The 21,285-nt window shown below is 54.5% G+C and carries 19 protein-coding genes; 13 read left to right on the plus strand and 6 right to left on the minus strand.

The window, feature by feature from the left end; translation table 11 throughout:
- Window position 1: 1 nt before the first annotated feature.
- The 8 genes from cobW to AC0VXT_RS20965 all read left to right on the plus strand — a co-directional run bounded on the left by cobW (window position 2) and on the right by AC0VXT_RS20965 (window position 11,048).
- Window positions 2-1,042, plus strand: a complete 1,041-nt coding sequence (cobW, locus tag AC0VXT_RS20930) for a cobalamin biosynthesis protein CobW (protein WP_475546939.1) — start codon at window positions 2-4, stop codon at window positions 1,040-1,042.
- Window positions 1,043-1,304: 262 nt separating this feature from the next.
- Window positions 1,305-5,069 (plus strand): cobaltochelatase subunit CobN, encoded by a 3,765-nt coding sequence (gene cobN, locus AC0VXT_RS20935; protein ID WP_475546940.1) that lies wholly within the window; start codon window positions 1,305-1,307, stop codon window positions 5,067-5,069.
- 182 nt (window positions 5,070-5,251) lie between these two features.
- On the plus strand, window positions 5,252-5,950 hold the full coding sequence (locus tag AC0VXT_RS20940; protein WP_475546941.1) for a hypothetical protein: 699 nt from the start codon (window positions 5,252-5,254) through the stop codon (window positions 5,948-5,950).
- Window positions 5,951-6,135: 185 nt separating this feature from the next.
- Window positions 6,136-6,975 carry an endo alpha-1,4 polygalactosaminidase gene (locus tag AC0VXT_RS20945; RefSeq protein WP_475546942.1) on the plus strand — a complete coding sequence of 280 codons (840 nt, stop codon included), beginning with the start codon at window positions 6,136-6,138 and terminating at the stop codon, window positions 6,973-6,975.
- Window positions 6,976-7,053: 78 nt separating this feature from the next.
- Window positions 7,054-7,680 carry a cob(I)yrinic acid a,c-diamide adenosyltransferase gene (cobO, locus tag AC0VXT_RS20950; RefSeq protein WP_102785672.1) on the plus strand — a complete coding sequence of 209 codons (627 nt, stop codon included), beginning with the start codon at window positions 7,054-7,056 and terminating at the stop codon, window positions 7,678-7,680.
- An 86-nt stretch (window positions 7,681-7,766) separates the two neighbouring features.
- Window positions 7,767-9,296 carry a cobyric acid synthase gene (locus AC0VXT_RS20955; protein ID WP_475546943.1) on the plus strand — a complete coding sequence of 510 codons (1,530 nt, stop codon included), beginning with the start codon at window positions 7,767-7,769 and terminating at the stop codon, window positions 9,294-9,296.
- A gap of 214 nt (window positions 9,297-9,510) precedes the next feature.
- Complete coding sequence (locus AC0VXT_RS20960) at window positions 9,511-10,185, plus strand: glutathione S-transferase family protein (RefSeq protein WP_101301248.1); 675 nt, start codon at window positions 9,511-9,513, stop codon at window positions 10,183-10,185.
- Window positions 10,182-11,048: a class I SAM-dependent DNA methyltransferase gene (locus AC0VXT_RS20965; protein WP_475546944.1), complete on the plus strand. Its 867-nt coding sequence runs from the start codon at window positions 10,182-10,184 to the stop codon at window positions 11,046-11,048. Before AC0VXT_RS20960 ends, AC0VXT_RS20965 begins: the two co-directional genes overlap by 4 nt.
- Window positions 11,049-11,351: 303 nt before the next feature.
- Here the strand turns inward: AC0VXT_RS20965 and AC0VXT_RS20970 are convergent, their stop codons facing one another.
- On the minus strand, window positions 11,352-12,383 hold the full coding sequence (locus AC0VXT_RS20970) for a substrate-binding domain-containing protein (RefSeq protein ID WP_475546945.1): 1,032 nt from the start codon (window positions 12,381-12,383) through the stop codon (window positions 11,352-11,354).
- A gap of 90 nt (window positions 12,384-12,473) precedes the next feature.
- A complete protein-coding gene (locus AC0VXT_RS20975) occupies window positions 12,474-13,283 on the minus strand; it encodes a tetratricopeptide repeat protein (protein WP_475546946.1) in 810 nt (269 codons plus the stop codon).
- Window positions 13,284-13,543: 260 nt separating this feature from the next.
- On the opposite strand from AC0VXT_RS20975, the gene AC0VXT_RS20980 reads away from it, so the two are divergent.
- Both AC0VXT_RS20980 and AC0VXT_RS20985 read left to right on the plus strand, forming a co-directional pair.
- Window positions 13,544-14,446 (plus strand): SDR family oxidoreductase, encoded by a 903-nt coding sequence (locus AC0VXT_RS20980; protein WP_475546947.1) that lies wholly within the window; start codon window positions 13,544-13,546, stop codon window positions 14,444-14,446.
- 211 nt (window positions 14,447-14,657) lie between these two features.
- Window positions 14,658-15,665: a complex I NDUFA9 subunit family protein gene (locus AC0VXT_RS20985; RefSeq protein WP_475546948.1), complete on the plus strand. Its 1,008-nt coding sequence runs from the start codon at window positions 14,658-14,660 to the stop codon at window positions 15,663-15,665.
- 100 nt (window positions 15,666-15,765) lie between these two features.
- Here AC0VXT_RS20985 and AC0VXT_RS20990 read toward each other — a convergent pair whose 3' ends face one another.
- From AC0VXT_RS20990 to AC0VXT_RS21000, 3 genes are read right to left on the minus strand one after another with little or no spacing between them, the layout of a single operon-like run.
- Window positions 15,766-16,041, minus strand: a complete 276-nt coding sequence (locus tag AC0VXT_RS20990) for an FCD domain-containing protein (RefSeq protein ID WP_475546949.1) — start codon at window positions 16,039-16,041, stop codon at window positions 15,766-15,768.
- On the minus strand, window positions 16,010-16,444 hold the full coding sequence (locus AC0VXT_RS20995; RefSeq protein ID WP_475546950.1) for a GntR family transcriptional regulator: 435 nt from the start codon (window positions 16,442-16,444) through the stop codon (window positions 16,010-16,012). Before AC0VXT_RS20995 ends, AC0VXT_RS20990 begins: the two co-directional genes overlap by 32 nt.
- A complete protein-coding gene (locus AC0VXT_RS21000; protein ID WP_475546951.1) occupies window positions 16,444-17,340 on the minus strand; it encodes a dihydrodipicolinate synthase family protein in 897 nt (298 codons plus the stop codon). The genes AC0VXT_RS20995 and AC0VXT_RS21000 overlap by 1 nt, the downstream gene beginning before the upstream one ends.
- A gap of 194 nt (window positions 17,341-17,534) precedes the next feature.
- Here AC0VXT_RS21000 and AC0VXT_RS21005 point away from each other — a divergent pair, with 194 nt between their 5' ends.
- Genes AC0VXT_RS21005 through AC0VXT_RS21015 form a run of 3 tightly spaced genes read left to right on the plus strand, consistent with a single transcriptional unit; the run spans window position 17,535 to window position 20,372 of the window.
- A complete protein-coding gene (locus AC0VXT_RS21005) occupies window positions 17,535-18,545 on the plus strand; it encodes a sialic acid TRAP transporter substrate-binding protein SiaP (protein WP_475546952.1) in 1,011 nt (336 codons plus the stop codon).
- 7 nt (window positions 18,546-18,552) lie between these two features.
- Window positions 18,553-19,080 (plus strand): TRAP transporter small permease, encoded by a 528-nt coding sequence (locus AC0VXT_RS21010; protein WP_475546953.1) that lies wholly within the window; start codon window positions 18,553-18,555, stop codon window positions 19,078-19,080.
- Window positions 19,077-20,372 carry a TRAP transporter large permease gene (locus tag AC0VXT_RS21015; RefSeq protein WP_475546954.1) on the plus strand — a complete coding sequence of 432 codons (1,296 nt, stop codon included), beginning with the start codon at window positions 19,077-19,079 and terminating at the stop codon, window positions 20,370-20,372. Before AC0VXT_RS21010 ends, AC0VXT_RS21015 begins: the two co-directional genes overlap by 4 nt.
- Before the next feature lie 93 nt (window positions 20,373-20,465).
- On the opposite strand, the gene AC0VXT_RS21020 is transcribed toward AC0VXT_RS21015, so the two are convergent.
- Window positions 20,466-21,251, minus strand: coding sequence for a cobalt-precorrin-6A reductase (locus AC0VXT_RS21020; RefSeq protein ID WP_475546955.1), 786 nt, complete (start codon window positions 21,249-21,251; stop codon window positions 20,466-20,468).
- Window positions 21,252-21,285: the final 34 nt, after the last annotated feature.

A 21,285-nucleotide genomic window follows, 5' to 3' on the forward strand; every position in this document is an offset into this window, starting at 1 on the left:
AATGGCTCAATTGGGTAAAATCCCGGCAACTGTGATTACCGGTTTTCTCGGTGCAGGCAAAACCACCATGATCCGCAACATGCTGGAAAACGCCAATGGCAAACGGATTGCACTGATCATCAATGAATTTGGCGACCTTGGTGTTGATCGCGGCATCATCAATGGCTGTGGCATTGAAGGCTGCGCCGAAGATGACGTGGTCGAGCTTGCCAATGGCTGTATTTGCTGCACGGTGGCCGATGATTTCCTGCCAACTATTCAAGGCCTGATTGACCGCGAAACCCCACCCGATCACATCGTGATTGAAACATCTGGTCTGGCCCTGCCAAAACCACTGGTAAAGGCGTTTAGCTGGCCGGAAATCAGATCACGTGTGACGGTCGATGGTGTGGTGGCCGTGCTGGATGGTGCAGCATTGCGTGACGGGCTGTTTGCCCATGATCACCATGCGGTTCAGGCCCAGCGCGAAGCCGATGACAGCCTTGATCACGAAAGCCCGCTTGAAGAACTGTTTGAAGAACAGCTTCACTGTGCGGATATGGTTGTGCTCAACAAAACCGATCTTCTGAGTGACGCCGAACGGACCAAGGTTGAAGCCGACATTCGTGCCCAACTGAAACGCCCGTCAGTCAAAATTATCGCTACCGATCATTCACGCATTGAAAATGCCATTCTGCTGGGGCTGGGTGCCGCGGCCGAGGATGATCTTGATAGCCGCCCGTCGCATCATGATGATGGCCATGAACACGACCATGACGATTTCGATAGCTTCGTTGTGTCTCTTGATGCGGTGGCCGATCCGGCGGTTCTGGAAAAGCGTTTGATTGAAGTTGTACGTCAGTTTGATGTGCTGCGTATCAAGGGCTTCCTTGATGTGCCGGGCAAACCGATGCGCCATGTGGTCCAAGGCGTTGGCGAACGGTTCCAGCGGTACTTTGACCGCCCGTGGACGGACGGCGAAAACCGCCGGTCTGAACTGGTGGTGATTGGCCTGCATGGCTTGGACCGTGCGGCAATTGAAACCGCGATCAAGGCGACGTAAGATTATTTGTTCTTGTTTTGTTTCACGTGAAACACTGTTTTGTCCTATCGGTGCAAGGCCGTGTTTCACGTCTGCATGACGCCGTGAAACCCGCATTCCCCGGCCTTGGCTTGGCTCGTCGGGGGATGCTTGCGGACTGCGGATACAGATGGTCGTGATCCTCGGTTTGGTCTTCGGCCCGATCCTAGGTGCGGCGCTCGGATCCGGGACTTCGGCCCGGTCTGAGTAGACCCAGACACGAAAGAAAGAGACGGAAACCCCAATGCATTTGCTGGCAGCACAGCCCGGAATGGTGACAGACGGCAGTGAAGCCGTCGATCTTGGACAGGAACCCGGCGATGTCGTGATCCTGTCGGCGGCAGAATCTGAACTGGCGTGTTTTGCTGGCGCGCAAGGGCGACTGACAGCAGAATTTGGCGATGATGTTCCATCCTTGCGTCTGGCCAGTCTTTTGCAGCTTGGTCACAACATGTCGGTCGATTTGTATGTCGAAGATGTGCTGTGTGAGGCCAAGTTTATCATCGTGCGCATTCTGGGCGGGCGGGGATATTGGGCGTATGGCATCGAGCAGCTTGTCGCCTTTGCCCGGTCAAATGACGTCCCGCTTTTGCTGTTACCCGGGGATGATCAACCCGATGCGGAGCTACTGTCGCTTTCGACCGTCAAGGGGGCCGACTATCAGCATATCTGGCGCTATTTGATCGAAGGTGGGCCGCAAAATTCCGAGAATTTACTTCGCCTTATATATGAAAAGTTGAATTCATCTGTTAACTGGCAGTGGAAACCCGCCGCCCCACTGGTCAAGGCTGGTGGATATTGGCCGGGAAATACGCATGTAGACTTGGCCGAAATCCGCAAACAATGGGTTGAAAATCAACCAGTTACGCCGATTATTTTCTATCGGTCATTGGTGCAGGCGGCCAATCTTGATGTCATTGATGCTCTGGTTGAAGAACTTCAGGCCAATCATCTGAATCCATTGCCGATTTTCGTTTCCAGCCTCAAGGACCCGGCGGCGGGTGCGCTTGTCAGTGACTGGCTGGAGCAAACAGCGGCAGATTTGGTCCTGAATACCACAGGGTTCTCGATTTCTGTTCCGGGTTCCGAACGAAAAGATGGGCCGTTCGATGCGGTCGATGCACCGGTGTTTCAACTCGTCCTTTCTGGTGGCAGCGAAGAAAGCTGGCGCGACGGCGTCAATGGCCTTGCCGCACGCGACATTGCGATGAATGTCGCCCTGCCCGAAGTGGATGGCCGTATTTTATCGCGCGCGGTGTCGTTCAAGGGGTCGGCTGGCAAGGATCCGTTGACCCAGATTGATTTGGTGAAATACATCCCGGTGCGCGACCGCGTGGCATTTGTTGCCCAACTGGCCGCCAATTGGGTCAGGTTGCGTCAACTTGATGCACCATCGCGCAAGGTCGCGATGGTGATGGCGAACTATCCCAACAAGGATGCTCGCCTAGGCAACGGGGTTGGGCTCGATACCCCGGCCGGGATGATTGAAACCCTGCGTGCCATGCAGGCAGATGGCTACGCGCTTGAGAACATTCCGACGGATGGCGATGCCTTGATCAACGCAGTCAAGGCCGGGCCGACCAATGATTTCAAAACGCTGGCGGATCGTGAAATTCGGGTGACGCTTTCGCGGGCGGCCTATCAAACGGCATTTGACGGCTTACCGGCCTCCATTCAGGCACACGTGCTTGATGCGTGGGGCGATCCGACAAAAGACCCGTTTTATATCGCCGAACAGGATAGCTTTGCGCTGTCGATCCTGCCGATGGGCAATGTCGTGGTCGGGTTGCAGCCCGCACGCGGCTATAACATTGATCCGCTGGAAAGTTATCACTCGCCCGATCTGGTGCCGCCGCATAACTACTTCGCGTTTTATATCTGGTTGCGCCATGAATTTGGCGTCGATGCGATCATTCATTTTGGCAAGCACGGCAATATGGAATGGCTGCCGGGAAAATCATTGGCGCTTTCGGCGGAATGCTTCCCCGAGGCGGTGTTTGGCCCGACCCCGCATTTCTACCCGTTCATCGTCAATGATCCGGGCGAAGGCACGCAGGCCAAACGCCGTGCACAGGCCGTGATCCTTGATCATCTCACCCCGCCGTTAACCCGGGCCGAAAGTTATGGGCCGCTCAAAGACCTTGAGGCACTTGTTGATGAGTATTTTGAGGCCGCAGCCGTTGATCCGCGCCGGTTGGTGCTCCTGAAACGCGATATTCTTGAGTTGGCCATTCAGATCGGGTTGGACCGCGATTGCGGGATTGAGGCGGGCGAAGACGAACAAAGTGCGCTGGCCAAACTTGATAACTATCTGTGCGAGCTTAAGGAACTTCAAATTCGGGATGGCTTGCATATTTTTGGCAAGGCCCCGGAAGGCGATCTTTTGACCGATCTTTTGGTGGCATTGGCGCGGTTGCCGCGTGGATCGGACAGCGGACCAAAGGCATCTCTTCACCGTGCGATTGCCAAGGATATTTTGGGCGATGCCGGGTTTGATCCACTTGATTGTGCCTTTGCTGAATTCTGGCCGGGCATAAAACCCGATAGTTTGGCCCATTATGATGATGTCGGGCCGTGGCGAACCACCGGCGATACGGTGGAGCGGATTGAGCTTTTGGCACGTGATCTGGTCAATGGCACTTTTGTGCCCGATCCGCTGTGGTCGGCGGTGTGTGACGTTGTAACCGATATCGAAACAAATATCCGGCCCGCTGTTGTCAGCTGTGGCGATGCCGAGGTGTCGGGGCTTTTGCGCGGACTTGCGGGCAAGTTTGTCGAACCCGGCCCATCGGGGGCACCGACCCGGGGGCGGCCCGATGTTTTGCCGACCGGGCGGAATTTTTATTCGGTTGATACCCGCACCGTGCCGACACCCGCCGCATGGCAACTGGGCTGGAAATCGGCCGAGCTTTTGCTCGAACGTCATGTGCAGGATAACGGTGAATGGCCCGCTGCCCTTGGGCTTTCGGTCTGGGGGACGAGCAATATGCGCACGGGCGGTGACGATATTGCACAGGCCCTGGCACTGATGGGGGTGCGCCCGACATGGGATAGTGCATCGCGGCGTGTGACCGGGTTCGAAATCATGCCGGCATCGGTTTTGGGGCGTCCACGTGTCGATGTGACCTTACGCATTTCCGGGTTTTTCCGTGATGCGTTTCCCGGTTTGATTGACCTGTTTGACAGTGCGGTGCGTGCGGTGGCCGCCCAGACCGATGAACCCGCCGAAAGCAATCCGATTGCCGCGCGGGTCGCGCAGGAAACGCAAAAGCTGCGCGGTCAGGGGCTTGATGATGCACAGGCCGAACGACAGGCGGCATTTCGGGTGTTTGGGTCCAAACCGGGGGCCTATGGCGCTGGTTTGCAGGCAATGATTGACGAAAAACTGTGGGAAGACGAAGACGATCTTGCCGATGCCTATCTGGCGTGGGGCAGTTATGCCTATGGCAATGGGGCCGAGGGCGAGGCGGCGCGCGGGCTGTTTGAAGCCCGGTTGTCGAAGGTTGATGCGATTGTCCATAATCAGGACAACCGCGAGCATGACCTTCTGGATTCGGATGATTATTATCAATTCGAAGGCGGAATGACATCAGCCGTGCGCAGCCTGTCGGGTAAGCAGCCGGTGGTGTATCACAGCGATCATTCCCGCCCCGAAAGCCCGAAAATCCGTACATTGGAAGAAGAAATTGCCCGTGTGGTGCGGGCCCGCGTGGTCAATCCGAAATGGATCAACGGGGTGATGCGCCATGGCTATAAAGGGGCGTTCGAGATTGCCGCAACGGTTGATTATCTGTTTGCTTTTGCGGCGACGGCCCGCTGTGTGGCCGATCATCATTTTGATCTGGTGTATGACGCATATCTTGGTGATGAGACGGTGCGGGACTTTATTGATCAGCACAATCCAGATGCCTTGCGCGATATCCGCGATCGCCTGCGTGAGGCGATTGAGCGCGGTCTGTGGCAGCCACGGCGCAACAGTGTTTCGGTCGATCTGGGTGACCGCGTTTAAGAGGCACCACCACACATCAGACTCACAACAATTTTACCACGGGAACATTATCGGCAGTTGAAACGTTTCGTTTACGCACCATATCTCTATTAACCAACTATTAATAAGTTGTGAGGGACGGGGCACCCCATTCGGATCGCCTGCGCGGGAACGCAGACCGATCAAAGAGTTCGGAGGCCGCGATGGAAAAGACGACCAGCGTTCGACCTGATGTCAGGCTGCCTGACTATGCGCAGACCCCCTTGCCCGGACATGCCGGGCATACGGACATCATCGATTTCCTGATTGCCGATTGCGATATTCCACATTGGTTGCGTGCCGATCTGCACGGGCAAGGACGTTATCGTCCTGCACGGGGTGCGATCCCGGCTGTTTTGAGTGTGCGCGAACGGTTTAATGGCCAGCATCTTCCGGTGAGCTTCGAGGAACTTCACCGGGGACTGAGCGAACTTTCCCGGCATTTGCCCGGCCCGGACCAAACCAAAGTGGAAATCGACGCCAAGGTGAAAATTTACTGGCGCTACCTGCAAGGGGTTGAGCGCCAGGTCTGGCGGGCTGCGGTTTCAACAGCCCACCTTAATATGGATCATTTCCCGGTTGTGCGTGAATTCAAAGCCCTGATCGAGCAGGTTGTGGCAAGCCGCAACTGGCTTGAACGCCGACTTGAAGTGGTCGAACAAAGCTTTCAGCGTCCGACCGGACCGGCCAACGATGCAGTGCGCAAGGCCTTGATGCGTCTGCGCCGGATGTCGCCGGGGGATCGGTTGCAAATGTTTAACAAGGCCCGGATGCGCCGCCCGGAATTGCGCAACATTGATATGCGTGAACCCGATAAATGGGCTGATCTGGTGACCAGTGATCTTGGTCTGTCACAGTCTTAATTAACGTAGTTGGTAAGTTTTAAGCGCCCAAAGGAATTCTTCTGGGTGGGGGAAGTGCCCCGATATGGGGTCGGAAAAGCGCGGTCTTATGGATCGCGCTTTTCTTTTGCATGGCATCGAATTTACGCGGTTGTGCAATCGCCAGAGGGAGGGCAAAATTGCGCTAACACAGCCAAGGCACCCTTATGCATACAGCTAAATTCCTGTTTTTATGTGCGATTATGGCGTTTTGCGTCGGTGCCAGCAGCGGCTTAAGTGTGCGCGCCATGGCGCAAACATCTGCGACACCAGACTGGCCAAAAGTCCCGACGGGACCGTTTCACTGGCAGTTACAGGGCGATATTGATCTGGCAGGTGATATCAGGGTTGTTGGCAGTGACTTGTTTGAAACGTCTGCTGATCAGGTGCGCCAATGGCGCGATGCCGGGGTTTTCCCCATTTGTTATATCAATGTCGGGGCGGTCGAAGACTGGCGCGATGATCGGGATCGTTTTCCATCCGATGTGATCGGCAATGCCTATTGGGGCTGGCCGGGTGAAAACTGGCTTGATGTCAGCCGGTTCGAACGGTTCGCCGATGTCATGCGCGACCGGTTTGATCTTTGCCGCGAGAAGGGGTTTCTGGCGGTTGAGCCTGATAACATCGATGCTTACGAGGCCGATGACAGCAGCAAGGAAACCGGGTTTACCCTGACGCGGGCGGATCAACTTCGCTACATCGATTGGCTGATTGAACAAGCCCATGCGCGCGGCCTTGCCATCGGGCAGAAAAATGCGTCTGAGCTTGTGCCCGAACTGGTTGAAAAGATGGATTTTGCCTTGCTGGAATCAGCGTATCGGTTTGGCTTTATGGGGGAATTTGCACCCTATCCCGCCTTGGGAAAGCCGGTGTTTGCAGTTGAGTATCTTGAAGAAATTGAAAACGGTACCGATCCGCAAAGCCTATGCCCGGCGGCGCGAAAACTGGGGTTTCAGGGCGTCATCGCCCATCTTGATCTTGATCGTGCGCCGCAAAACTGCCCTTGATCCCGGGGCCGCTTCGCCGCATTGTTCGCCAGCAAATGTTCAAAGCGATACGGCCCGAAAAGACAAAGGCATAAAACCATGACCGACAAGACCCAGCCAGACGTGGACGTTAATGCGCGCCATGACGAAAAGATGAAGAAAATCAAGGCTGCGCGCGACAAGATGATGGCCCAGAAGATTGATAAAAAGGGTCTGATCATTGTCCATACCGGCAAGGGCAAGGGAAAGTCATCTTCCGCCTTTGGCATGGCGATGCGCTGTGTCGGGCATGACATGAAGGTTGGCGTGGTTCAGTTTATCAAGGGCGGCTGGGAAACCGGCGAGGCCAAACTGCTGAAAAAATTCCCTGAGCTTTGTGAATTTCATGCCATGGGTGCGGGTTTTACCTGGGAAACCCAAAACCGGGCACAGGACATTTCGCTTGCGCGTGATGCATGGAACAAGGCGTTGGAAATGATGCGTGATCCCAGCTTCTCGATGGTGATCCTTGATGAGATCAACATCGTGCTGCGCTATGATTTCTTACCGCTTGAGGATGTTTTGGGGGCTTTGGCCGAAAAGCTTCCTGATCAGCATGTGGTTCTGACCGGGCGCAATGCGCCAGACACCCTGATTGAAGCCGCCGATCTGGTGACGGAAATGACCATGATCAAGCATCCGTTCCGCGAACAAGGCATCAAGGCGCAGATTGGTGTTGAGTTCTGATTGCGATCCCATCAAAGGGACGGCGCGTTTTGCCGGTTGATGATGGCTATATGTAAGCCTGTTTGCATGAAAGTTTTGAAACCGGAATGACTGTGCGATCTGTCCCTGCCCTGATGTTACAAGGTACCGGCTCGGACGTCGGGAAATCCTTGCTGGTGGCGGGGCTTTGCCGGGCCTATGCCAGGCGTGGATTGCGCGTGCGCCCGTTCAAACCGCAAAACATGTCCAACAATGCCGCCGTTACCGATGATGGCGGGGAGATTGGCCGTGCACAGGCGCTTCAGGCGCGCGCCGCCGGGGTGGCAACCACGGTGCATATGAACCCGGTGTTGCTCAAACCCCAATCAGATATTGGCGCGCAGGTCGTGGTACAGGGCAAGGTCCTGACCACGGCCAAGGCGCGCGACTATTACCGACTAAAACGTGACTTGCTGCCCAAGGTTCTTGAAAGTTTCGAGATCATGGCAGCCGATGCCGATCTGGTGCTGGTTGAGGGGGCCGGATCACCGGCCGAGGTCAATTTGCGGACATCCGACATTGCCAATATGGGCTTTGCCGAGGCGGCGGAAATTCCGGTTATTCTGGTCGGCGACATTGACCGGGGCGGCGTAATTGCATCGATTGTCGGGACATATGCGCTTTTGTCTGCGGACGATCGCCGGTGGCTTAAGGGCTATGTGATTAACAAGTTTCGCGGTGATGTGTCCCTGTTTGAACCGGCAACCGACATCATTGCCAAGCACGGAAATCTCAAAAGTTACGGTATCGCAACATATTGGCCGGGGGCATATAAACTGCCGGCTGAGGATGGTGTTGCGCTGGAAAATGCAGGCAAATATCACCGTGATAGCAATGGTGATGCACGCATGCGCATTGCCGTTCCGCATTTGCCCCGCATTGCCAATTTTGATGATCTTGACCCGCTGGCGGCGGAAGATGGGGTTGAATTGCTGCTGATCAAGCCGGGCCAAGTGATCCCCGGTGATTGTGATCTGGTGGTTTTGCCGGGCAGCAAATCGACATTGGCTGATTTGAGATTCTTGAAAGATCAGGGCTGGGATGTGGACATTGCCGCCCATTATCGTCGCGGTGGGCATGTGATCGGGATTTGTGGCGGCTATCAGATGCTGGGCCGGATGGTGCATGACCCGGACGGGGTTGAGGGAGAGCCGGGCAGTGAAACCGGTTTGGGTCTGCTTGACATTGAAACGGTGATGGCCGGGGATAAAACCCTTCGCAAGACTGAGGCGGTGACGGTCGGCGATGATCGGGGCATAGCGCCAAATATCGCCCTTTGGGGCTATGAAATTCATATGGGGCAGACCAATGGCCCGGATCGGTCGCGCAGCTGGTTGCGGTTTGGGGGCCCATCGGACGGGGTTCTTGATGGGGCCATCAGTGCCGATGGTCGGGTGATGGGTTGTTATTTGCACGGGCTATTTGGCAGCGATGCGTTTCGCCAAGCCTATCTGGGGCATATTGGCGGCGATGGTGTTTCAAGCGGGATGAATTTTGAAGCGTCGATTGATGCCAGCCTTGATGAATTGGCCGATCATCTGGAAGCCTGTCTTGATCTTAACGGGATGCTGGAACTGGCCAAAAGTCGGGGCAGATAGGCTTCTTTGCACGGGTAAGGTGCCAATGTGGATAAAAAGCATCAAAATCACCGTTCGAATGGTGAGAAGCTCTTTACTTAATCTGTGCCGCGTGGTTTGACAGATTTGAAATTCCGGTACTGAAACGAATGTCGCGGGTGGCTTTAAAAAAGAAGCCGCGCCAACAGTCCGGTCTTTGTAAAAAGTTCATCCTTGGTCGGGTATCTTCACGTCTATGCGTCAGTTACATCATTTTTGGCTATCGCCGTTTTCGCGCAAAGTGCGCCTGGTTTTGGCCGAGAAAAAGCTCGATTTCGAATTGAAGGCCGAGCCGGTCTGGGAGCGGCGCGACGAATTTCTGTTGCTTAATCCCGCAGGCGAAGTGCCGGTTCTTCAGGATGAGGACGGGTTGGTTCTGTGTGACTCGGTCGTCATCTGTGAATACCTTGATGAAGTCTATTCAGACGATCTGAAACTGTTTGGTTCTGACGCCAAGGAACGTGCCGAAATCCGCCGCCTTGTCGCGTGGTTTGATGGCAAATTTAACCGCGAAGTCACCGACCATTTGCTCGGTGAGAAGTTGCTAAAACGCTTCTTTGCGACCGGCACGCCCGATACCAAGGTGCTGCGTGCCGGGCGGACCAATGCGGCGTATCATCTTGATTATGTCGGCTGGCTGTTTGAACGGCGCAACTGGCTTGCGGGCGATCATTTGACGATGGCCGACCTTGCCGCCGCCGCACAGATTTCAGTGATCGACTATATGGGCGACATCAATTGGTCAAAACATCCGCGTGCCAAAGATTGGTATATGCGGATTAAATCCCGCCCATCGATGCGCGATATTCTGGCCGATCGGCAGGCAAGTTTCCCGGCATCCCCGCATTATGCCGAGCTGGATTTTGAATGACGGGTTCATCCAATCACGATGAATTCTACCCTGTCGGTGGCCTAAATACCGCCAGTTACGATCTTCGCGCTGATCTTGATCGTAAAATTTTCGAAGATCCCATTCCGTTTTATACCAACATCGCCTCGCAGGTTGTCGGGCCGGGTGGGGGTAAGGTTCTGGAGCTTGGCTGTGGAACCGGGCGGATTACGGCTGCCATTGCCAAATTGGGCATTTCCGTCGAAGGACTTGATCTGTCCGAGGCGATGCTGGCACAGGCGCGTGCCAAATATCCTGAGCTGACATGGCACCATGCGAATATGTGTGATTTTGATCTGGGCCGGGATCAGGGCCGGGATCAGGGCCGGGATCAGGGCCGGGATCAAGGGCAGCAATTTGGGTTGATCATCATTCCGTTTCGCGGCTTGCAGGAAGTCACCGATGCCCATGATCAGCGCCGTGCGCTTGAACGTGCTTTTGCGCACCTCAAACCCGGTGGGGTGATCGCCTTTGATCTGATCGATCCTGATTTACGCTATTGCCTGCCCGAAGGTGATCCAGAGGTGGTTGAACTTCCGATTTTTCCCATGCCCGACGGCATTGGTAAGGCCGGAAGCCGTTTGCGGGTTACCGCCATGGAACGCACCAATGATCCCCTGACCCAGCGGTTCGATGAACATTGGCGGTTTGAGGAAATCGGTGTCAACGGGGATGTTATTCGGCGCGAAGATGCGTGGCATCATCTGCGTTGGGTCCATCGCAGTGAAATGCGATTGATGTTGGAGCTTTGCGGATTTGTTTCGATATCGGAATTTTCTGATTTCAAAGGCAATCCGCCGCGCTATGCCACCAATCAGGTCTGGATGGCAAAACGGCCGGACTGATTGGCCGGCCGTATTAATTCATGTGCGTGTTATGCGATTAGGGTCTGAACCCAATTGAATGTTTAAAATGGCATCAGAACGAGCACGACATGCAAGGAAATCTTCGCCGCGCGGGGTATTGCCCCGGGCAAGGGGATTGACGCAGCAGGTCGCAGAGTGTCCTGATGTCCTTCGGATCGGAGGAATTTGCACGGGCTATTACGTCGCATCACCTTGCAAGGCAGCGAGCCTTGCTACGGTAATGCTCCTGATATCCGCACAAATTCCTCGCGACCATTTCAAGCATTCAACTGGGTTCAGACCCTAGTTGCCAGCGAACTTTGCGGCCTGCGCATGGGTTTCTTTGCGCTCATCGGCGGTCAAGGGCACCAGACCGTTGTCTGCCAGAAGACCTTCGTCGCCAATCACAGCATCCGACACATAGGTCGAGACAAAATCACCAAGCGATTGAACAAGCTGCTGATGATCGTCCTTGATATAGAGATACAGCGGACGTGACCCGGAATAGCTGCCATCAAGGATGGTGTCATAATCAGGTTCGATACCGTCAATCGGGATGCCCTGCAGCCTGTCGCGGTTGCGATCAAGATTGTTAAAACCCATCACGCCATAGGATGTCGGGTCTTTTTCCAGTTTGCTGATGACAAGGCGGTCATTCTCACCGGCCTGAATATAGGCACCGTCTTCGCGCAGGGTCCGGCACAGAAGACGGAAGCTGTCGGGGTCAGATGACTCAAGACTGGCGATATCGGAAAAGGTTGCACAGCCTTTATCAAGCAGTAGCTGGCCCATCAGGTCACGGGTGCCCGAGGTGGGCGGCGGACCATACACGCGGATTTTCAAATCCGGCAGGGACGGGTCGATGTCCGACCATTTTTCGTTTGGGTTGGGCACGCTTGCCCCCTTTACCGGAATGGTCCGGGCAAGGGCTAAGAAAAGCTGACGGGCGCTTAGCGCCATCGACGGGGCGTTGCGCGATCCCAAAAGAACAATGCCGTCATAGCCGATTTTAATCTCGCTGATGTTGCTCACCGAATTGGCCGCACAAATCGCGGTTTCCGATCCGGTAATCTGGCGCGATGCATCAACGATGTCGGGATATTGTTCCCCGATACCGCCACAAAACAGTTTGAACCCGCCACCAGAACCGGTGCTTTCGACGACAGGTGCCGGGGCATTGGTGGTTTTGGCAAAATATTCGGCGACCTTGGTGGTCAGCGGAAAGATCGTCGAGGATCCGACAATTCTGATCTGGTCACGTGCCTGTGCCAGAGACGTGGCAGAAACAAGTGCCATGGACGCGGCAATGGCAGTTAAGGCAAGCGTGCGACGCATTTGGGCCCCCAAAGGTATCCGGTGTTATCCGGTTATGGTCGAACGGTCTGTCACGCCGACCTCATATAAAGCAAACAGATCGCAGCGAACCTATTCTGATTCGGTGCGAACATCCATCTTCTCTATATTCGCTTTTGCCGCATCAGCGACAGGGGTTCCGTTTGAATTTTCTATGACATTTAACCAATCGCGGCGCGCCAGATCGTTTTCGCCCTGTATGCGATGCAGGTTTCCACGTTCAAAAAGGGCCTGAACATTGCCGGGTTCCTGGGCAAGGACGTTTTCGATATCGGTCATTGCCAGATCATAGCTTTTAAGCATCCGCCATGCGGTTGCCCGATAAATCAGTGCATCTGGCTGATCGGGTTCAAGATCAAGCGCCTTGTTGAGATCGTCAATCGATTCCCAATATTCCCCGGCCATGCCAAGCACCATTGCCCGGTCGATCCAAAGTTGCGGATCGTTTTTAACAATCTCAAGGGCGCGGGTTTGATCGCGCCAGGCAAATTCAAGATTGTTGGCTAACATCCATGCCTGTCCGGCTTGCGCAAGCATACCGGCCACAACGCCTCTGTCGGCAGTGCTGTCCTTGGCAAGCGCATCAAGCCTGGTTGCGGCTTCTTCGAACTTGCCAAGCGACATCAGCGATACGGCCACGCAATGGCGGGCGGGTTCGCCGCCGCCCATGTCGCGCCATGCAATCGCACTTTCAAAACCGTCTTCAGGTTTGAGCTGGGCCAGTTTCAGGCAGTCTTTATATTGCTGGGCTTCTTCATTGGTCATGCCGCCATTGCTTTCGGTCTGGGCAATGGCGTCGGGCGCAAAGACAATTGCGATCATACCCGCAATCAAAAGCGGGGATGCCTGTCTTAAAAATCTGCGAGCCGGGCGTCGTACCATGGTGAAAGAAGCTCCCTGTCTGGCGAAGTCGGCAGCATGCAGCATAGGGGAAAATGCCCCTAAACGACCATGCCTGAATGTATGACGGCCCAAAAAACAGCATGAAAACGGCAAGATAATGATTGTCTTATTCATTGCGATTTTCCGGCCTGCGGCAAAAGGTGCCGGAAAGGTTTTGTCTGGGCCGTGCGGGACCGTTACTGTGCGGACCATCCATTGGGTTCAGACCCGCATATGAATGCCAACGCGCAGAGGCCCTTATGACCAATAAGCTGTTTTGTTTCGGGATGGGATTTTCCGCCCGCCTTGTCGCAGATGCCCTGCAGGAGGATGGATGGAAGATTGCCGGAACGACGCGGAGCCCCGATAAAGCCACGCAGCTTCGATCGCACGGAATTGAACCGTTTATCTTTGGTGATGATCAGCCGATTGAAGATATCCGTGCGGCCCTAAAAGGGGTGACCCATGTTCTTGTCTCTGCCCCGCCCGGCGGGATGGGAGATCCGGTTATTCACCATCATGGTAGCGATCTGGCGATCCTGCCCGAAGGCACATGGATTGGCTATTTGTCGACCACGGGTGTTTATGGCGACCGCGATGGCGGCGAAGTCACCGAAGACGATGAATTATTGCCAAGTGGCAAGCGCGGGCGCAGGCGGGTTGCGGCGGAAAAGGCATGGTTTGATCTTGGCCGTCGTCATGGCTTGTGCGTGCAAAGTTTCCGCCTTGCCGGGATTTATGGCCCGGGACGCAACGCGCTTGAAACCGTGAAATCGGGGCGGGCGCGCCGGATTGTCAAAACCGGTCAGGTGTTTTCGCGCATTCATGTCCATGACATTGCCCAGACCGTCCTGGCGTCGATCAAGCAGCCCAATTGCGGCGCGGCCTATAACGTGTGCGATGATGATGCCGCCCCGCCACAGGATGTGATTGCGCATGCCTGTGGATTGTTGGGCGTTGATCCCCCCGCCGAACAAGATTTTGCCAGCGCAACGCTCAGCCCGATGGCGGCAAGCTTTTATGAAGATAACAAACGCGTCGTAAATACCCGGATCAAGCAGGAGTTGGGTGTGAAACTGCACTACCCCGACTATCAGGCCGGTCTTTTGGCGCTTTATGATCAATTATTGGCAAAAAACACCGCCAACGGTGATGCTGATTAACAAAAGCGCATTGTTGACGCGGGTTTCGCGTCGTATATAACCCAAGAGCCTGTGGACACTCATATTGTCACATGTGTGGGCAATATGAGTGTCCACAGGACACCATTTTGATCAGACCGGCCTCCGCACCCGGTTTTGAAGGCACCTAACGCCGGTGTGTCTTTCTTGGAAATTCGCCGCGGACAATGACACCGGCAAGGAGAGAGCAAGCATGGATCGTCGTATCGTAACCGTTTTTGGCGGGACCGGATTTGTCGGACGTCATATCGTCAAGCGTCTGCTTGAGCGTGAGTTTATCGTCCGCGTTCCGACGCGCAGCTTTGAACGGGTGAAAAAACTCAAACCGATGGGCTATCTGGGTCAGGTGGTTCCGGTTTATTGCGATGTGCGCAATGAAGACTCGATCAAAGAGGCAATCGACGGTTCCGAAGCTGTGATCAACCTTCTGGGTGTTTTGTATGAACGCGGGAAAAACAATTTCCTGAATGTTCACGTTAAGGCTGCCAAACGCATTGCCGAAGAATCCAAGGCATGTGGCGTTAAAACGCTTTTGCATATGTCGGCCTTGGGGGTGGATAAAAACACCAGTGCCAATTACGCGACATCCAAACTCGCCGGTGAAAAGGCAGTGCGCGATGCCTTTGCAGATGCGGTGATTTTCCGCCCGTCGGTGATCTTTGGCCACGACGACAATTTCCTGAACAAATTTGCGACGCTTGCGCGGTTCTCTCCGGTGTTGCCGGTGATTGGGGCGCCGGGCCTGCCGAAAGTTGATCTGGGCGAAGGCAAGATCGACATGCTGGGCGATGGTGGTCCGAAATTCCAGCCAGTTTATGTCGGTGACGTTGCCGATGCCTTCATGACCGCACTGGTCGAAGGCAAATCAGCAGGCAAAACCTATGAATTGGGCGGACCGGAAGTCTATTCGTTTATGGCGCTTATGCGCGACATGCTGCACATCACCCGTCAGCGCGCCATTCTGATGCCGGTTCCGTTCTGGTTGGCATCCATCAAGGCGTTCTTCCTGCAGTTGTTGCCGGTGCCGCCATTGACGCTTGATCAGGTCCGTTTGCTTAAAACCGACAATGTGGTGTCCGACGGATCAGACGGCTTTGCTGAACTTGGCATTACGCCAAATAGTGTTGAGGCCATTGCGCCGACCTATTTGAAACGTTTCTGCCCGCCGCGTAAATCGGGCGAGTTCCGTCGTTTCGTTTAACCGCTGGCATCGAACTTTCCATCCATTGGATGGCGCAAGCCGGTCGGAACGTTGTTCCGGCCGGTTTTTGTTTGGGAAAACGGGATAACCGGTTTTTGGCTTACCGGTCGCCAAGACCAAGAGCACGTCCGCGCGCATTTTCAAGATGCTGGCGCAGGCTGGTGGCGGCCTGTTCCGGGTCGCGGGTTTCAAAGGCGGCAATGATCGCCAGATGGTCGGTCATCACGTCTTGCAAAAGGTTTTCGGTCAGACGGAATCTTTCCTGTCGGATCAGGCGGATCTTGACGGAATTGACCTTGTAAATCTTTGAAATGATTTCGTTATCAAGCGCATCGATTATCTGGTCATGCAGGGACCAGTTGAACGTTTTGGGCATGTTCAAGAAGCTCGGTGGTAATGCCGCTTTCCGCCGCTTTCAGGACGTCTTCATGTTCCTTGCGTAAGGTCGCAAGCGTCTCGTCACTGGCCTGAACGGTGAACATCCGTGCGGCTTCAAGCTCAAGAAAAATGCGCAGCTGAAAGGCATTGCGGACAAGATCAAGGTCGATATGGGCGACCTGCATCCCGCGTTGGGGGACGGTGGTGATCAGGCCATCGGTCTCAAGCCGGGGGATCAGTTCGCGAATGGCGCCAAGCGGCATGCCGGTAATCTCGACCAGCTCACGCTGGGAGATAAACTGGCCTGGTCGAATATTGCGGGCCAACAGATGTTCAGTGAAGCTGTCATAGGCTTCACTGCGTCTGCTTTGTCTTAGCGGCTGCCGTTTGGCGTCATTCATCAATCGTTCCCGGGTTCGAACAGGCGATTATAGGTGTTTGTTATCAACTCATACTGCCCCTGATCGAGTTCGACAAGCGGCGCGCGCACGCGTCGCCATGCAGGCGTATCTGTGACATGCGCAACAAGGGCCTTGATCACCGGGGTCACCGGATATTCCAGCAGCGCATTGACAAGCGGGGTCAGGTTTTTATCAGGTTCCTTGCCATCGAGAAGCGGGATCAGAAGGCCCGGTGCAATATTGGCAACACCACAGATGGCCCCCGATGCGCCGCGTTTGATCGCGGCTCCAAGCATGCGCTCATCGCCAATCAGGATATGACGATCAGAAAACCGGTCGAGCAGGGTCATGGCATTGTCCCAGTCACCAGATGAGTCCTTAACCCCGGCAATCATCGATGGATGGGCTTTGATAATGGCACCCACCATGTCCGGGGTGATCGGAGCGGCTGTCATTTGTGGGATATGATACAAAATGACGTTCAATCCGGTGTCGCTGATTGCGGTCAAAAACTGATCAAACCAGGCGACCTGTCCTGCGTCACTGACCCCTTTGAAATAATAGGGTGGGGCAACCAGTATGTATTTGCAGCCCAGCGACGATACCTGACGTGCGGCCTCAATGGCATCGGGCAGGGCCGATTGCAGAATGCCAAAAACGATCTTGGACGGATCAATCGATGCGGCGGTCAGTGCCTTGTACGCCGGAATTGTTTCACTCAATGACAGTGACGGACCTTCGCCGGTGGTGCCGCCAAGCGTTACTGATGCGCATCCCTGATCAAGAACAGATTTCGCATGCGCGCACAGCAGTGCGGTATCGACCGCCCCGGTTTGGGTGAACGGGGTGGTGATGGCGGCGGAGATGCCGAATTTTTCGGTTCTGGGGGCGGTCATGGAGCGTTCCTGTCTGGCGCCAAAGGGGACGGCGTTTTGGCTGTTATGATGTAATCAGTTGTCTAACACTAACATGTTAGTTATACAATAGGTATCGTGTTAGTGCAGATGTTGTTGATTCTCGTCTGCCAACCGATCAAGAATAAGAACGATAACGTAGAAAATCAGATATTTACCCGTCAGGGAGGAAACAAATGACCAAGTTACTGACAGGGCGCAGCCTTGTGAAAATTGCCTCAGCCGCGTTGTGCACGCTGGCTCTTAGTGCGACATCATCCTTTGCCGCCGATCCGGTGAAGCTGCGTATTTCGACCCCGGCGGTTGAGTCGGACTGGCACGCAAAGATGCTGACTGTCTTCAAGGATGAGCTGGAAAAAACCGCACCGGGCGAGTTCGATGTTGAAATCCATTTGAATGCCAGCCTGTTCAAACAGGGGACCGAGCCCGCTGCCATGCAGCGCGGCAACCTTGATATGGCGATGATTTCCGCACAGGACATCGCCAAACAGATCCCGGCATGGTCGGTCTTTACCGCCGGTTACTTGATCCGCGATCCGGACCATCAGAAAAAGGTGTTCAACAGCGAAGTCGGCCAGAAGTTCTATAAAATGGTTGCCGATGACATGAACATCGAAATTCTTGATGTCGGCTATCTTGGCACCCGTGAGCTTAATCTTGCTTCGGACAAGAAAATCACCACGCCTGATGACCTTGATGGCGTGAAATTGCGCATGCCCGGTTCCGATGCATGGCTGTTCCTTGGCAATGCACTGGGCGCGGATGCGACCCCGCTTGCCTTTGGTGAAGTTTATACCGGCCTTCAGACCGGGACCATTGATGGTCAGGACAATCCGCTGCCGACGGTTAAGGCGGTGAAGTTTTATGAAGTCACCAAACAGATTGTTCTGACTGACCATCTGGTCGATGCGATTTTCCTGTCGATGGCCAAGGAAACCTATGACGATTTGAGTGCTGAACAGCAGGAAAAGGTTCAGGACGCCGCGGCTGTTGCCACCGCCTATAACAATGAAAAGCGGATTGCCGACGAAAAATCGCTGGTCAACTTCTTTAAGGGTGAAGGCCTGAAGGTGTATGCACCCGACGTTCCGGCATTCCGTAAAAAAGTGCAGGACGCCTATCTTGAGAGCGAGTTCGCGCAAGACTGGCCGGACGGCATTGTTGATCAGATCAACGCGGTAAAGTGATCGACACGTGCCCGATCTGAGCAAACATTTTAGAAAAGGTGCCGAACTTGTCGCGGTGACATTGTTCATCGCGATGTTCGGGACCTTTCTTTTGCAGATTTTTGCGCGGTATGTCCTGAACAACCCGCTGGGCTGGACCGTAGAGGTGTGCATTATCCTCTATATCTGGTTGGTGTTCTGGACGTCTGCCTTCTTGTTGCGTGAACATGACCATGTGTCGTTTAACATGCTGTTTTTAATGGCGCCGACCCGTGGTCGGCGGGTGATGGCGATCCTTGGTCTGGGATGTATCACGGTTGCCTTCATTGCCGGGTTCCCGGTGATTGTTGATTACGTGATGTTCATGCGGATTGAAAAAGCCCCGGTGACGCGTATTTCCCTTGATTATGTTTATGCGATTTTCCCGGTCTTTATGGCCGCACTCATCATTCGCGGTGTGATGTCGCTGTGGCGTTTGATGCGGGCTGACAGTTGTGATCGCGAACTTGCCGCCATTGCCGGTGACGCGCCTGATATCAAGGAGCCAACGGCATGAGTATGGCCTTTCTCATCAGCCTTGGCGCCTTTCTTTTGCTTGGCGCAATTGGCATGCCCATCGCAATCGCGGCCTTTGCCGGATCGATTGCCTATATGTTTATGTCGGGGCAGGACGTTGGTCTTGTCGCCGAACAGGCGTTGAACGGCCTGTTTAACAGCTATGTTTTACTCGCTGTGCCACTGTTCATTCTGGCGGCCAATTTCATGAATGCCGGGACAATCAGTGATCGTTTACTGACATTCTGCATTGCGATTGTCGGGCGGTTTCGTGGTGGGCTTGCGCATGTCAATGTCTTGGCCAGTGTGATCTTTTCGGGCATGTCCGGGTCGGCGATTGCCGATGCGGCGGGCATTGGACGTGTCATTATTGAGTTAATGACACGTGATAACCGGTATCCCGGCGGCTATGCCGCGGCATTGACGGCCGCCTCAAGTGTGATTGGTCCGATTATCCCGCCGTCGATCCCGATGATCCTTTATGCCCTGATATCGGGAACTTCAATCGGGTATCTTTTTTTGGCCGGAATTGTGCCGGGGCTGTTCATGGCGCTGGTTCTGATGGTGCTAAATGTGATTGTCGCGCGCAAACGTGATTTCAAACGCGATGAAGTCGTGCCTTTGCGCAAAATACCGCGACTGACCATGCGGGCCTTTCCGGCGCTTATGTTGCCGGTCATTTTGCTGTACGGGATTTATGGTGGTGTCACCACCCCGACCGAGGCGGCGGCGATTGCGGCCATCTATGCGCTTATTCTGGCAGGGTTGTTTTACCGTTCGGTCAGCTGGAAAGATTTCTATGCATTGGTGCTGGACGGGGCAAAATCGACATCCGTTGTCGGGCTGATCATTGCGTCGGCACTGGTGCTAAATTACCTGGTGGCGAGCGAAAATATCCCAGCCCTTGTTGCCGACAGTCTGTCTGCGACGCAGATGTCGCCACTGATGTTCCTGTTGATGATCAATTTGATCATTCTGGTGTTGGGGTGCTTGTTTGATGCCACGACATTGCTGTTGATTGTCGTGCCGCTGTTTTTGCCAACGGCAAGCATGCTGGGCATTGATCTGGTGCATTTCGGGGTGGTGATCACCATCAACATTATGATCGGATTGATTACGCCGCCGTATGGCATCTTGCTGTTCGTTTTGAACGGCGTGACGGGCATTCCGCTGCGTGAAATTATCCGTGAAATCTGGCCGTTCGTCTTTGCGTTGCTGTGTGCGCTGATCGTGCTTGTTCTCATACCCGACATGGTGCTGTGGCTGCCGCGCATGTTTGGCTATGTCGGGTAAGGATTACCGGCAAAGATGACCTGATAAACCAAAACCCCGCCGAACAACTCGGCGGGGTTTTGGTTTTGATAGGTTGTGGTCAAAGTCAAAAGGTCAGAATTGCTCAAGAAAGTTTCGCACATTTTGAACAACCGTTTTGGCATCTGGCGCTTGCAGGACGGGCTCCCCGCCGGGACGTGCGATCATGATAACGGGAATTTTCAGGTCACGTGCGGCTTCTATTTTTGCAAATGTTGCTTTGCCACCGCTGTTCTTACAGACAATGACATCAATCTCATTGCGTTCGAGAAGTTCGGTCTCGCCTTCGACGCTAAAGGGGCCGCGTGCGAACAGCCATTCACCATAAGCCAGATCAAATGTATCGCGCGGGGCATCAACGGTGCGGACAAGAAGCCATGTTTTTTCCAGACCTTCAAAGGCATGCAGGTTTTTCGCCCCACTTGCAATCAGTGCACGGGTGCCATGGTCAGGCAAAACACGTGCGGCCTCCTCAATCGAATTAACGATGATCCAATTGTCCTGTTCCGTTTTCGCCCAGGCAGGTCGATGAAACTGGATGCAGGGCATCGCAACGGCGTGGCAGGCCTTGGCAACGTTGGCTGATATTGCGGTTGCATAGGGGTGGGTCGCATCAATGACCAGATCGATTTTTTCAGTCTTGAAATGCGCGATGATGCCTTCGGGGCCACCAAAACCCCCAATCCGTACGGGAACACCGTCGGGTATGCTTGGTGCACTGGTCCGCCCGGCAAGCGAAAGCTGTAACCGGATATCCTGACCAAATTCGTGCTGCAGGTTGCGTATAATTCGGTTTGCATCCCCGGTTCCGCCGAAAATAAGGATGTGCATCGGGCGTTTGGCGGATCGGTGACGCGGCATAAGAAATGACCTTTTTGGTTTTGGCCCGAAATCG

Source organism: Thalassospira sp. Z349TD_5 (assembly GCF_056173045.1).